This window comes from Streptomyces kronopolitis, from assembly GCF_014646275.1.
GTDB classification, from domain to species: Bacteria; Actinomycetota; Actinomycetes; order Streptomycetales; family Streptomycetaceae; genus Streptomyces; species Streptomyces kronopolitis.
The window spans coordinates 315,062-328,302 of the sequence record NZ_BMND01000002.1; the positions used below are offsets into that span (position 1 = coordinate 315,062).

The following is a 13,241-nucleotide window of genomic DNA, read 5'->3' on the forward strand; positions in this document are numbered from 1 at the left end:
CGGCACCACGCCCCCAATTGTAGAGCTTTGTACATTTATCGGTCGTGACGGAGAGCGGGGGCCAGAAGGGGCAGCGGGGCCGTCACAGCACCGCGAGGGGGGTGACGGGCGAGCCCGTGCCGCCGGGGATGTGCAGCGGGGCCACCATGAAGAGGAACGCGTAGCGCCCCTCCGCGGCGCAGGCGGCGGCGAGCGCTTCGAGGTCGAGGTTGTCCAGGAGCGGCACTCCCATCGCGGCGAGGGCGAGCGCGTGCACCGGCGAGTGCAGGCCGTCGACGGGCGAGGGCCGCACATCGCTGTCGCCGTCGCCGCCCAGCAGCGCGATCCCGCGCTCGGCAAGCAGCGGCATGGCGTCCACATGCAGCCCCGCGCTCGCCGCATCGAGGTCCCAGGCGCCCTCCTCGCGGCGGCGGCGCAGGCCGCCGGACCGCAGCAGCACCGCGTCGCCCTCGCCGAGGGTCACGCCCAGTGCCCGCTCGGCGGCCGCCAGGTCCTCGGCGTGCACCGCCTGCCCCGGCGCCAGCCAGCGGCAGCCCAGTACGGCGGGCAGGTCGAGCAGCACACCCCGGGTCACCAGGGCGCCCAGCGCCGACACCGCGCCGAAGCGGGCACCCGCCGCGTCGACACACTCCCGTGCCGGGCGGCCGTCGAAGAGCTGCCCGCGGTAGGCGACGTGGCACAGCGCGTCCAGGTGGCTGACCGCCTTGCCGTGGTAGTCGGCGCCGATGAAGTCCTTGTGGACGGCGGGCTCGCCGGGCTCCGCGTCGCCGGGGTCGGACATGTGGTGCAGGGCGGGCCGGGCGTTGTCCGGGCCGGGGGAGGTGTCCCACGGGCGCGCCATCGGGACCACCGTTCCGGAGCGGACGAGCGCGGTGGCCCGCCGTACCCGCTCCGGGGTCACCCGGTTCCAGGCGCCGCGGTCGGCGGCGGACCAGCGGCCCCAGGAGCGGACCGCCGCGAACAGCGCGTCGAACTCCGCGCGCGAGACGGCGGGCCCGTTGTCCGCACCGCCCGGCGGGGGCGTCGGCGCATCGCTGAGGTGGCGGGTCATCTGATCGGCGCCTCCAAGGGGGACGGGCCGCCCGGCCGCGCTACGCGCCGGGGTCGAAGGGCCGGACGCGGGCGATGAGCAGCGCCACGTCATCGGGGTCGTCCGGCCGCCGCAGCGCGGCCAGCAGCCGGTCGCAGGTCTCCTCCAGGGGGCGGTCGGGCGCGTCCAGCAGGCCGCGCAGGGTCTCCAGGCGTTCGTCGATGGGGTGGTGGCGGGTCTCGACCAGCCCGTCGGTGTACAGCACCAGCTGGTCGCCGGGGGCGAGGCCGAAGGTGACGGTCTCGAAGGGGACGCCGCCGACGCCGAGCGGGGTGCCGGTGGGGAGGTCCAGGAGGACGGGGTGGCCGCCATGGCGTACCAGGACCGGGGGCAGATGGCCGGCGGTGGCGATGTGGCACTCGCCGCGGTGCGGGTCGTAGACCGCGTGGACGCAGGTGGCGATGTAGTGCTCCAGCCCCGAGGTGATCTTGTCGAGGTGCTGGAGGACATCGGCCGGGTCGAGATCCAGATCGGAGAAGGCGCTGGTGGCGGTGCGCAGCCGGCCCATCGTGGCGGCCGCGTCGATACCGCTGCCCATCACGTCACCCACCACGAGCGCCGTCTTGTCGCCCTCCAGCGGGAGGACGTCGTACCAGTCGCCGCCGATCTCGTAGGTGGCCTGCGCGGGCCGGTACCGGGAGGCGATCTCCAGGCCGGGGAGGTGCGGCGGGTGGTCGGGGAGCAGGCTGCGCTGGAGGGTCTCGGCGGCGTTGCGCACGCTCTGGTGCGAGCGGGCGTTGTCGATGCACACGGCGGCGCGGGAGGCCAGCTCGGCGGCGAGGGCCAGGTCGTCCGCGTCGAAGGGCTGCGGGTTGCCGGCGCGGCTGAGTCCCAGGCAGCCGAGGATGTGGCCGCGGGCGATGAGCGGGGCCAGCAGGTAGGAGTGCACTCCGGCGCCGGCCAGCAGGGCCGCGGCGCGGTCGCTGCGGGCGATACGGGCCAGGTCGTCGCGGTCCGCGTGGGAGACCAGGATCGGGCGGCCGGTGCGCACGCACTCGGTGGCCAGCCGGCCGGCCTCGTAGGCGGCGGTCCGGCCGGGCGGGTCGACCGCCTGGAGGGCCTCGGTGGGGTAGGCGGCCTTCACCGCCAGGGCGCGGAAGAGCGCAGGGCCCTCGCCGCGGCTGGGGCGGTGCTCGCCCAGGACGGAGTCCAGCACATCGACCGTGCCCAGGTCCGCCAGCTCGGGCACGGTGACCTCGACCAGCTCCCGGGCGGTCTGCCCGACCTCCAGGGTGGTGCCGATGCGTGCCGAGCCGTCCGCGATCAGGGCCAGCCGCCGCCGGGCCTCGGCGGCCTCCATGGCCGCCTGGTAGCGGTCGGTCACATCCACCACCAGGTCGGCCACCCCGAGCACCCGCCCCTGGGGGTCCTCCAGCCGGTACAACGAGATCGACCAGGCGTGCTTGTGCTCCGGGTCGGAGGGCGTCCGGCCGACGACGGTGGCCTGGTCGACCATGGGGACGCCGGTCTCCAGGACCTGCTGCATCGCGGCCTCGGGCACCTCGAACTTCGCGGCGGTCATGATCTCGCGGTAGTGCCGGCCGAGGTGGTCCTTCGCGGGGATGCCGTGCATCCGCTCCATGGCGGGGTTGACGGCGACATAGCGCAGCTCGGTGTCGAGGATCGCCAGGCCGATGGGGGACTGGGAGATCAGCCGGGTGGACAGCGCGACATCGCGCTCCACCTCGCGGAGCGTCGGGGAGTCGGTGGCGAGCCCGAGTGCGTAGAACTCGCCGTGGTCGTCCGTCAGCCGCATGGTGCGCAGCTCCACCAGCCGTGCGGCGCCGTCCTTGTGCCGGACGGGGAAGGTGCCGCCCCAGCTCCTGCCGGTCTCCATGACGTCGGCGAACTTCTTGATCACCAGGTCCCAGTGCTCCTGGTGGATGAGCAGCGGCGCCGCGTACTCCCCGAGCGCCTCCTCCGGGGAGTAGCCGTACAGCTCCTCGGCCTGCGGGCTCCACAGCACGATCCGGCCCTCGTCGTCCACCAGCACCGCGGCGACGGCGAGGAGGTCCATCAGCCCGCTCGGCTGCGACGACCCGGCCTCCGGTCCGCCGGCGGCAGCGGAAGGCACCTCGGCTGCGCTCACCCCGGCACTCCTTCCGTCCGCCGGACCACGGGGCCCTTCCCGTCCACCCGACCACGGGGCCTGCCGTTCCGCCTGATGACGGGCCTTCCCCGCTCCGTTCGGCGGCCGGTCCGCGGAGCCGGCTCGTGCCCGCTCCGGCCCGGCGGCTGCCCCGGCTTCCATGGTCCCCTGGATCGTCCGACCGCACCTCCGTCCGGCCGGGACCAGCGCTTTCGCCCCCGGCGAGGGGTCCCGGTCGCGGTGCGCGGGCGCTCCCGCACGGGTTGGCTGCTGTGCACCACGCCGCCCCCCCCGCGCAGCGTGCTCCCGTGCCCTCCGGCACGGAGCCCGGTGCCACAATCGCGGGAGATGCCCCGCGCGGTGCGTCCGCCGCATCCGGCGCATGCCGTACCTCCGGTGCGTGGGGCCGCTGACGGAGAGGCGCTGAGGCATGGCGACATTCGTCCTCGTGCACGGAGCGATGCACGGCGGCTGGGCCTGGCGCGAGGTGCGTGCGCGGCTCCAGCGGGCGGGGCACCTGGTGTTCACCCCGACCCTCACCGGGCAGGGAGAGCGCCGCGGGTCGCTCACCCCTGACGTCGGGGTCGAGACGCATGTCGCCGATCTCACCGAGCTGCTCTGGTTCGAGGATCTGCGCGAGGTGCATCTGGTGCTGCACAGCTACGCCGGGATCCTCGCCGGACCACTGGCGCAGCGGGCCGGCGAACGGCTGGCCGGTGTGGTGTTCCTCGGCTCCTTCCTCGCCGGCCCCGGGCAGTCGCTGCTGGACGTCGAACCCGCCGCGACCGCCGCCCGCTACCGCCGGGAGGTGGCCGCCGGGGACGGCTGGCGGCTCCCGGCGAGCCCGGCGTTCCTCGACCTGTGGGGTGTCACCGACCCCGGCCTGCGGGCCTGGGCCGGGCCGCGCCTGACCGACTTCCCGTTCCGTTGTCAGACGGACCCGGTCGCCTACGACCCCGGGGCCCTCGACCGGATCCGCACGGTCTATGTGCGGCACACCGACCCGCCCCTGGAGAGCCTGACGCGCTTTCACGAGCAGGCGCTGGCCGCCGGCTGGGAGACCTACGACCTGCACTGCGGCCACGACATGATGCTCGCCGACCCGCAGGCCACGGCGGACCTCCTGGTGCGCATCGCCGAGGGCCCGCCGGCCGGGCCGCACCGGGACGGGCATCCGTCCGCGTAGGGGAAAACCCGTGGGGGACAGGGCCGGGAGTTGCGAGCACCTCTCGGGGACGGGACGAAGTGCCCCGGGGAGGGGTACATCGTCCCGGCCCGCGACCGGGTCCGCCCGCCCCCGGGGTCGGGCCGATCGGACGTGGTTAGGGGCGGCCTGGTGCGCTCTACTGAAAGTGACGAGGAGCACAGTGGCGGCGCGGAACAGCGGCGAGACCGTGCACCGCGCAGCCCGGCCCGCGAGGCAGCGGACCGCCTCCTCGCCCCTTTCAGGCCGTCGTTTCTCGGCGTGCGGGCGCACCGCGCTCCGCCCCTTCACGGGTCGGCGCGCGGAGCCCTCCGGCTCCGGTGCACCGGGCGCTCACCACCCCTGGGCGCCGACACCCCCGGGCACGTCCGAGGAGGGGAGAGAGGCAGCACGGCCGACACACCGGCGAGCCGGGAGAACCCTCCGGGCGCGCCCTGATGCGGAGGTGACCATGAACGGCAGGACCGAAGGGAACGAGTGCATCGTCGTCGGGGTCGACGGCTCGGAATCGTCCAAGGAAGCCCTGCACTGGGCGGTGCGCCAGGCGGAGCGGGAACACACCACGGTCAACGCGGTGATGGCCTGGGAGTACCCGCCGATGTACGGCTCGATCGGCTGGATCGACGCACCGCAGCACCTCGCGACCGACATGAAGGTGTGGGCGGGGGAGACGCTGGACGGCGCGGTCAGCGAGGTCGTGGGCGCGTACGACGCCCCGCCGGTCGCCGCCACGGTGGCGTACGGCACGCCGTCCGGGGTGCTCCAAGAGGCCGCGCGGGACGCTTCGTTGCTGGTGGTGGGCAGCCGCCGGCGCGGGGTCCTCGGCGGGCTGCGCAGCTCCCTGAGCCGTCGCTTCGCCCGGCACGCACCGTGTCCGGTCGTCGTGGTGAGCGAGGAGAGCCGGCGCGGATAGGGCGGCGGCGGGTGGCCGGCGCGCACCGCCGGCGGCAACCACCGCTGACGGACCGTGAGATTCCGGGTGGCTGGACAGCAGGGCGATAATCCCCGATATGTCTTTCTCGTACCTCTCCACCGCGCTGTTCGATGTCGGCAGCGGGCAGGGCCTGCGCCAGTTCAGCGAACTGGCCCTGGCCCTGCTGCTGTCCTCCCTGATCGGTCTGGAGCGCCAGGCCCGGCAGCAGAGCGCGGGACTGCGGACCCATACCCTCGTCGGCGTGGGCAGCGCGCTGTTCATGGAGGTGTCGATCCACGGCTTCGGGTCGGTGCTGGGCATGGACGGGGTGGTGCTCGACCCGTCCCGGGTGGCCGCGCAGGTCGTCTCGGGCATCGGCTTCATCGGCGGCGGCCTGATCTTCGTCAGGAAGGACGCGGTCCGCGGCCTGACGACGGCCGCCACCGTCTGGCTGACCTGCGCCATCGGCATGGCCTGCGGAGGCAGCCTGCCCCTGCTGGCGATCGGCGCGACGGCCGTGCACTTCCTCGTCATCCGCGGCTTCCCCAAGCTCACGGCGCGGACCTCCGCACGGCCGTCCTTCGCCCGCGTCGAGCTGCGCATCAGCTACCTCTCGCGGCACGGAGCACTCGGGCGGGTGCTGGAGACCTGCACCGGCAGCGGCTTCCGGGTCACCACCGTCCAGGTGACGGGCGGCACGGACGCGACGGAGGCCCCGGCCGAGGTGCTGCTCCGCCTGGAGGGGACCTCCTCCCCGTACCTCCTGGTCGAGAGGGTGTCCGAGCTGTCGGGGGTGCAGGGGGTGGCGCTGGGACGGCAGGGCGACAGCCCGGAATGAGTATGCCGACGTGCCGGTGGCCCGTTGGCGGCTATCGACATCAGGCTTCAACTACAGTTGCTGGCACGGAAGTTCAGCTTCCGGCCCGCGCGACGGCCGCCGCGCGGGCCGCTGTCAGTGGGCCCGCCTACAGTGCTCGCATGGCCCCCGAAACACCGCCGGAGAACGCCCCGCACGCCCACCCCGACCACTCCCCGCGGCAGCTGCTGGAGAAGTGGACCGGCGAACTGCCGTACCACCTGCTGCTCCTGGAGAAGGTGCTCCTTCCCGAGAGCTTCCCCTTCGACTTCACCCCCGAGTCGCTGCCGGCTCTGGAGGCGTGCCTGCTGGAGCGCGCCGAGGCGGGCCGGGACCCCGCGCGGCGCACGGAGTTCCTGGACGGCGCGGCGGCCTATCTCGGCGAGGTCCTGCTCGGCACCGCCGGTGGCGCCTGGGCCTGGCACACCCGGCCGCTCGGCGACCGCCCGGGGCAGCCGGTCGTCCGGCCGGACCCGGAGCTGGCGCTCTCGCCCGTCGCACCGATGCTGCTGATCTCGTATGCGCTGCGCGTCCGCACCGGGACCGCGTTCGCCGAGGAGATCGCCCGCCTGCGGCAGGCCGTGACGGCGCGCCGGCATACGGCCGCGGAGTGGGAGCCGGTCAAGGAGCACACCCCGCATGTCGACCCCGGCGCACCGCTGCCGGAGCATCCGGTGCTGACGGCGTGGCTGGCCGAGCGGGAGGCGGCGCTCCCCGAGTGGGCCCGGGAGGCGTTCGAGGGGGCGTGGCGGTGGAATTTCCACCCGGACACCTTGGACGGGCTGGAAGCCGCGGTGCGGCGGCGGTTCGCCACCGTCGAGGAGTTCGACGCCGCCCGCGCCGAGCCGTTCGTGCAAGGTGCCTGCTGGTATCTGGGCGAGGTGATCCGGCGGAACAAGGGGGCCGTGTGGCAGTACGTCCCCTTCGAGCCGGACGCCGGGCCCGGGCGCCCGGGGTCGCGGGAGAGCGCGTGGACCGGCGTACCGTTCGTGGACCAGCCGGACAAGCGGCTCGGTGGCGCCGCGGTCCCCCTGGGGTGCCTGCGCGAGCTGTACCTCCCGGAGGAGGCGGACGGAGCGCCTGCGGCACCCGACGGAGCGCCCACGGCGCACCAGGAGAGCCTGCGGGACGTGCTGTTCTGGTTCCGGTCGTCCTCGTACGCGCACGTGGGGGCGCTCCTCCAGCGGATGGGCATGGTCTCTCCGCAGAAGGCCGCGCGCGTCCTCGCGGAGTACGCCGACTTCGCCCATGTACAGCTGCCGCCCCATGAAGTGCCCGACGCCCTCGCAGCGTTCGGGGTGGCGATATCGGCCCACGGCGACGACGTCGACGATCTGGAGGAGAGCTATGCGGCCCTGCTGAGCGAGGCCGCGGCGCTCACCGGCGGCGCGGTCAGCTTCACCGATGTCCGGCTGCGGGCGGACGAGGAGCACGGCGAGGTCCTGGAGTTCGCCCGCAACGGCGTCCAGGTGACCCAGCCGACCGAGCACGCGTCGGAGGACTACCTCGACCACCTGGCGATCATGGAACTCATCGGCCACGCCGACCCCGACCCCGGCCCCGGCGACGACGGACGCCGCTTCCACCACGTCCGGTTCGTGCGCCTCAAGTACAGCTCCTACGACAGCTACTTCGCGTTCGCCACCCCCGAGCAGGCCGCCGTGCTGCACAAGGAACTCGGCCTGGAACTGCGCTGAAGCAACGGGCCGGGCGCCACGACCACCACCGCGGCGACGGGGCGTCCGCACGCCCGGCCGTCAGGACTCCTCGTCCTCCTTCTCGTCCTCCTCCGCGCTCTCCTCCGTGCTCTCCTCGGCGGCCACCCGCTTGAGGGTGCGTCCGCTGCGGACCGACCGGGCCCGCCAGGGGTCGGGGGTGCCGCCGCGCCCGGCCCGTTCGTCCTTCTCCTTCACCAGTAGCCAGGCCTCCCGTTCCCCGGAGTCCTTGCCGCCGCGGAACCGGGTGAGGGCGTAGCCGCCACGGAGCTTGCGACCGTCCAGCCAGAAGGAGGCGTAGCCTTCTTCCGGGGACTGGAGGAAGGAGAGGGTGCGGCCCTTCTTCTTCCTCGGCAGCGGCCGATAGGTGCCCTGGTCCCAGACGATGACGGTGCCCCCGCCGTATTCGCCCCGCGGGATGACGCCCTCGAAGGTGCGGTACTCGAGCGGATGGTCCTCCGTCGGCATCGCGAGCCGCTTGTCGTGCGGATCGGCGGACGGCCCCTTGGGGACGGACCAGGACTTCAGCACCCCGTCGACCTCCAGCCGGAAGTCGAAGTGCAGGGTGCTCGCCTCATGGATCTGCACGACGAAGCAGGGGGCGTCGCCGGCGGCCGCCTGCTCGCCCCGCGGCTCGGCAGTGCGGTCGAAACGCCGCTTGCCGCGGTACCCTGTCAGCCCGTCGTCGCCCATGCGCCCGCCCGCCTTCCGTTCCGTGCCCACCCTTCTCACTGTGGCCCGCGACGGGCGCCGCCGCATGCGCACCGGCCTCCTGGAGGCGCGCCGCGCCCATGCGCACGGGCCCCCTCGCGGCGCGCCCCGCCGCGCCACCACGGGACCCGCTTCGGTGGCAGCCGCTGCCACCCGTAGGCGTAGCGGAGATCGTTCGCCGGGTGCACCGAGACGCCACGAGGATCAGCCGACGGGCTGATGGCAGCCGCCTCCCGCACTCGTAGTGTCTTGTGCACGGCACTGACCGGATCCTCGTCCGCAGCGGGCCTCTGCCGCTTCCCTCGTGGACCGTGCAAGAAGTCCCGCCCGCGGCGGCGTTGCCGACGGGCCGGGGCATGCGCCGTTCCGCGCCGGGAGGAAGGACCGTGGCGGCGCAGAGCGGAGCGAGGACCGTGGCAAAGCGGGGGAGAGCACATGCGGTTGTGGACGGCGCAGCACCAGGACGTCGTCGGGGTGCTGGAGCGGACCGGGCGGCTGGTCGGTGACTGGGACCTCGTGCCCGCGGCATGGCGCCCCGCCTACCGGGTGATGGCCGCCGAGATGGCGCGCCGGGGGGTCGACTGTGCGGGCCGGCCCCCGGTGTGGGCGTGGCCCGAACCGGACACCCAGGACAGCCGGGTGGCGGTGACCGCCCGCCTGCTGCTCAGCGACGTGCAGTTCGCCGCGGGCGTCGTCGTCCTGGATCTGGAGGTGCCGGACGCGCAGGTGCTGCGCAGCTCGTACTCCGCCTGGAACGACCTGTTGTGCGGGTACCTCGACGGGGAGCGGTCACCGGTCATGGACTGGGCCATAACGCCGGAGGAGGAGAACGACCCGGAGCAGGTCCGGGTGCAGGCGTGCCTGCCGCTGCTGCACCGCTCCTGGGTGCGCGGCAGCCGCCCGATCGAACCGCTGTGGCCTCCCGACGAATGAACCGGCCGCACGTCCCCCGAGGCGGCCCGGAGGACCCGCGCCCTACGCGCTGCACCCGCCCCGGGCGCTCCACCCGCCCTACGCGCCCGCGCGCCGCCCCGTGCCCGCCGCCCGGAGGGCGTCGACGGCGATGCGGGCCGCGGTGCCGATGACCGCGTCGGCCGCGGGGAGGGTGGCGGCGGTGTTGGCCGCCCGGGTGAAGACGGCGACCGCGTAGCGCCCGCCGTCGGGGTATTCGACGACACCGACTTCGTTGCGCAGGGTGGGAAGGCTGCCGGTCTTGCCCGCGACGTGCACATCGTCGAACGGGAAGCCGGAGGCGAGGCGGTGCGGCCAGACCTGGAGGCCGAGCAGCCGGCGGATGGCCGCGCCGTGGTCGGGGGTGCCGGCCTCGTCCCGCCAGATGTGCGCCAGCAGCCGGGTCATGTCCCGCGGGGTGCTGCGGTTGGTGCGGGCGGGGTCGAGCGCGGTGAGCCGGGTGAGGGTGTGTGGATCGTTCAGCGCCCGGGGGCCGTTGGGCCCGGCGTCCTTCTTGAGGGTGTCGAGGAGCTGGCGGAAGGTGTGGATGGCCAGGGTGTGGGAGAGGCCGAGCTGCGCGGTGGTGCGGTTGACGGCGTCGAGGCCGACGCGTTCCAGCAGCAGGTCGGCGGCGATGTTGTCGCTGACGCTCATCATCAGATAGGCGGCGTCGCGCAGGGACATCCGCACGGGATCGAGCATGGCCCCCAGGCCCGTGAGTCCGAAGGTGCGGCCGGTGGGCGGCACCTCGATCTGCTCGGTGAGGTCGAAGTCGCCCTGTGCGGCGCGCTGGTGGAGGGCGACGAGCAGGCAGAGCTTGTGGACGCTGGCCGTGACCACCGGACGGTCCGGATGCAGACCGACCTCCGCGCCGGAGTCGATGTCGCAGGCGTGCAGCCAGCCCGTGACGGCTGCGTCCGCGAAGGCGGTCCGGATCTGCTGCTGGGTGCGGGTCATAGCCAGTACTCCGCTGTGGGGCGTAGGTGGAGAGGGGGCAGGGGCTGGTCCGGGCCCACTGTGCCAGTGCCGCCCAGGGCCCGGGCGACCGCTTCGGCGAAGGCGTCGACCGCGGCGTCACGCTGCCCCTGGCGCCAGGCGACCGAGTGCCGCCAGGCCAGCGGGGCGTCGGCCAGATGACGCCAGATGATCTGCGGGTGCGGCGGCGCGGGCTGGGTGTCCCACGGGCTGAAGGAGACGGCCTGGGAGGAGAGGATCAGGCCGCGGATGAAGCTGGGGCTCCGGCCGTGGCGGACGGTGGGCGGGGTGTAGCCGTTGCGGGCGCAGGTGGTCAGCAGCTCGTCGTGCAGCGCGGGGGCGTCGCCGCGCGGGAAGAGGACCAGGTCGTGGCCGGCCAGGGCGGCCAGCGGCACGTCGGTCAGCCGGGCGGCGGGGTGGTCGTGCCGCAGCAGCACGCCGAGTTCGCGCCGCAGCAGGGGGCCGATCTCCAGCCCGGACACATCGCAGGGATGGTGCACGAGTCCCACGTCGAGCCGCCCCGCCCCGAAGCGTTCGAGCTGCTGGGCGGTGGTCAGCTCGTGCAGCTCCAGCTCCGTGCCGGCCTGGCGCTCCCCGAAGTCCGCCAGCAGCGCGGCGATGGTCTCGCCGGAGATGTCGGGCGGGAGCGCGGCGCGCAGCAGCCCGCTCTCCCCGTCGCGGATCCGCCGGGCGGTGGCCAGGAGCGTTTCGGAGCGGCTGAGGATCTCGCGGGCCTCCGCCAGCAGCAGGGCGCCGCCATGGGTGATCGTCACCTGCCGGCTGGAGCGCTCGAAGAGCCGGATGCCCAGTTCGCGCTCCAGCCGCTGGATGCGCTGCGACAGCGGCGGCTGGCCCATGCCCAGGCGGGCTGCCGCACGGCCGAAATGTGATTCTTCCGCAACAGCCACAAAGCACCGGAGATGCCCGAGGAGGTCCATGAGCAGCAAGAATATCAAAAGCTAATGAATACGTGCACGATCTGCATCTTGGACATGAACGGCTCTTCGGTGCTGTTCTCGGGGCATGTCCGCATCTTCCGATTCGCCCCGGGACCCGGCCGCGGCGCGGCCCTCGCCGCCCCGGCGGCCGTGGTCCCGGCGCAGACGAGGCGCACGACGGCAGCGGCCCACGGCGCCCAAGCCGCGCGCCGGCATGAACAAGCCGCTGCGCCGGGTCGCGGTCTGCTTCCTGGCGCTGGTCCTCGCCGTGATGGGGCGGGCCACCTGGATCCAGTTCTTCCGGGCGGACACCTACGCGTCCGACCCGCACAACCCGCGCGTGGCCCTCGCCCGCTACTCCCAGCCGCTGGGCAACATCCTCGTCGACGGCGCCCCGGTGACCGGCTCCGCGAAGACCGGCAGGAACCTGGCGTACAAGCGCACCTACACCGACGGACCGCTCTACGCACCGATCACCGGCTTCTCCTCCCAGATCTACGGGAGCACCCAGCTGGAGGGCGTCTACAGCAAGGTCCTGGACGGCAGCGACCCCCGGCTGGCCAAGCCCGCGGACACCCTCATGAAGAAGCGGCCCAAGGCGGGGGACGTCAGCACCACCGTCGACGCCCGGGTGCAGAAGGCCGGATACGCCGCGCTGAAGGGGAAGTCCGGCGCCGCCGTCGCCCTCGACCCCGACACCGGCAAGGTCCTCTCCGTGGTCTCGACCCCGTCCTACGACCCGGGGGCGTTCGCCGGCTCGGCCCCCGCCGACCAGGCCGCCTGGGAAAAGCTGGAGAAGGACAAGAACAAGCCCAACGTCAACCGCGCCATGCGGCAGTCCCTGGCCCCCGGCTCCCCGTTCAAGCTCGTGGTGGCAGCCGCGGCCCTGACCGACGCGCCCGGCACCTACCCCGACATCGACACCCGCACGGACGCGGACAGCCCCTACCCGCTGCCCGGCACCAGCATCTCGCTGCCGAACGAGGACCCCAACGCCCCCTGCAAGGACGCCACCCTGCGCGTGGCGCTCCAGTACTCCTGCAACAACGTCTTCGGGAAGGTCGCCAACACCGTCGGCCAGGACAAGATCCAGCAGATGGCGGAGAAGTTCGGCTTCAACACCGACAAGCTGGACATCCCCGTGCGCGCCGGGAAGAGCGTCTACCCGACCGGCATGGACCGGGCCAGCGAAGCCATGTCGGGCATCGGGCAGTACGACGACCTGGCCACCCCGCTGCAGATGGCGATGGTCACCTCCGCCATCGCCAACGACGGGACCCTGATGAAGCCGATGACGGTCGACAAGCTGACCGACGGCAGCGGCAACAGCATCCAGGACTTCCCACCCACGGAATACAGCAAGCCCGTCACCCCCGCCGTCGCCCGCTCGCTCCAGTCCGCCATGCAGACCGTCGTCAAGTCCGGAACGGGCACCGGCGCGCAGATACCCGGGCTCACGGTCGGCGCGAAGACCGGCACCGCGCAGAACGGCGTGAACAACAGCGGCACCCCCTACGCCTGGTTCGTCTCCTACGCGAAGAACTCCCAGGGCCACAAGGTCGCCGTCGCCTCCATCGTCCAGCAGGCCGACGCGGCGCGCGCCGAGGTCTCCGGCAGCAGCCTGGCCGGCCCCGTCGCCACCGCGATGATGAAGGCGGCGCTCCAGTGACCCACCACCGGCGGAGGTGCCGGGGCCCACCCGCACTCCCCGGAACAGCCCGCCGGCACCGCCCCGTTCCGCGGGCAACACCGGCCGGCCACCCCGTTCAGGCAGGTTTGTGAACCGAAGTACCTTGATT

11 protein-coding genes are annotated in these 13,241 nt (G+C 73.5%); 6 read left to right on the forward strand and 5 right to left on the reverse strand.

Annotation, left to right across the window (positions count from 1 at the left end):
* Positions 1–82: 82 nt before the first annotated feature.
* Together IEY78_RS03245 and IEY78_RS03250 are read right to left on the reverse strand one after the other, a co-directional pair.
* Complete coding sequence (locus IEY78_RS03245; protein ID WP_189095977.1) at positions 83–1,051, reverse strand: cyclase family protein; 969 nt, start codon at positions 1,049–1,051, stop codon at positions 83–85.
* 40 nt (positions 1,052–1,091) lie between these two features.
* The gene (locus tag IEY78_RS03250; RefSeq protein ID WP_189095978.1) at positions 1,092–3,179 is read right to left on the reverse strand and encodes a SpoIIE family protein phosphatase; all 2,088 of its coding nucleotides are present in this window, start codon (positions 3,177–3,179) and stop codon (positions 1,092–1,094) included.
* Positions 3,180–3,609: 430 nt separating this feature from the next.
* Between IEY78_RS03250 and IEY78_RS03255 the strand changes: the two genes are divergently transcribed.
* From IEY78_RS03255 to IEY78_RS03270, 4 genes are all read left to right on the forward strand, one after another.
* Positions 3,610–4,365: an alpha/beta fold hydrolase gene (locus tag IEY78_RS03255; RefSeq protein ID WP_189095979.1), complete on the forward strand. Its 756-nt coding sequence runs from the start codon at positions 3,610–3,612 to the stop codon at positions 4,363–4,365.
* 469 nt (positions 4,366–4,834) lie between these two features.
* On the forward strand, positions 4,835–5,296 hold the full coding sequence (locus tag IEY78_RS03260; RefSeq protein ID WP_189095980.1) for a universal stress protein: 462 nt from the start codon (positions 4,835–4,837) through the stop codon (positions 5,294–5,296).
* 97 nt (positions 5,297–5,393) lie between these two features.
* A complete protein-coding gene (locus IEY78_RS03265) occupies positions 5,394–6,134 on the forward strand; it encodes an MgtC/SapB family protein (RefSeq protein ID WP_189095981.1) in 741 nt (246 codons plus the stop codon).
* A gap of 140 nt (positions 6,135–6,274) precedes the next feature.
* Positions 6,275–7,849 carry a hypothetical protein gene (locus IEY78_RS03270; protein ID WP_189095982.1) on the forward strand — a complete coding sequence of 525 codons (1,575 nt, stop codon included), beginning with the start codon at positions 6,275–6,277 and terminating at the stop codon, positions 7,847–7,849.
* Between the two features lie 60 nt (positions 7,850–7,909).
* Here the strand turns inward: IEY78_RS03270 and IEY78_RS03275 are convergent, their stop codons facing one another.
* Positions 7,910–8,560 carry a DNA polymerase ligase N-terminal domain-containing protein gene (locus IEY78_RS03275; protein WP_189096192.1) on the reverse strand — a complete coding sequence of 217 codons (651 nt, stop codon included), beginning with the start codon at positions 8,558–8,560 and terminating at the stop codon, positions 7,910–7,912.
* Between the two features lie 453 nt (positions 8,561–9,013).
* Between IEY78_RS03275 and IEY78_RS03280 the strand changes: the two genes are divergently transcribed.
* Positions 9,014–9,511, forward strand: coding sequence for a DUF3841 domain-containing protein (locus tag IEY78_RS03280; RefSeq protein ID WP_189095983.1), 498 nt, complete (start codon positions 9,014–9,016; stop codon positions 9,509–9,511).
* 78 nt (positions 9,512–9,589) lie between these two features.
* Here the strand turns inward: IEY78_RS03280 and IEY78_RS03285 are convergent, their stop codons facing one another.
* Positions 9,590–10,486, reverse strand: coding sequence for a serine hydrolase (locus IEY78_RS03285; RefSeq protein ID WP_189095984.1), 897 nt, complete (start codon positions 10,484–10,486; stop codon positions 9,590–9,592).
* Positions 10,483–11,442 carry a LysR family transcriptional regulator gene (locus tag IEY78_RS03290; RefSeq protein ID WP_189095985.1) on the reverse strand — a complete coding sequence of 320 codons (960 nt, stop codon included), beginning with the start codon at positions 11,440–11,442 and terminating at the stop codon, positions 10,483–10,485. The genes IEY78_RS03285 and IEY78_RS03290 overlap by 4 nt, the downstream gene beginning before the upstream one ends.
* A gap of 214 nt (positions 11,443–11,656) precedes the next feature.
* Here IEY78_RS03290 and IEY78_RS03295 point away from each other — a divergent pair, with 214 nt between their 5' ends.
* Positions 11,657–13,111: a penicillin-binding transpeptidase domain-containing protein gene (locus IEY78_RS03295; protein ID WP_189095986.1), complete on the forward strand. Its 1,455-nt coding sequence runs from the start codon at positions 11,657–11,659 to the stop codon at positions 13,109–13,111.
* Positions 13,112–13,241: the final 130 nt, after the last annotated feature.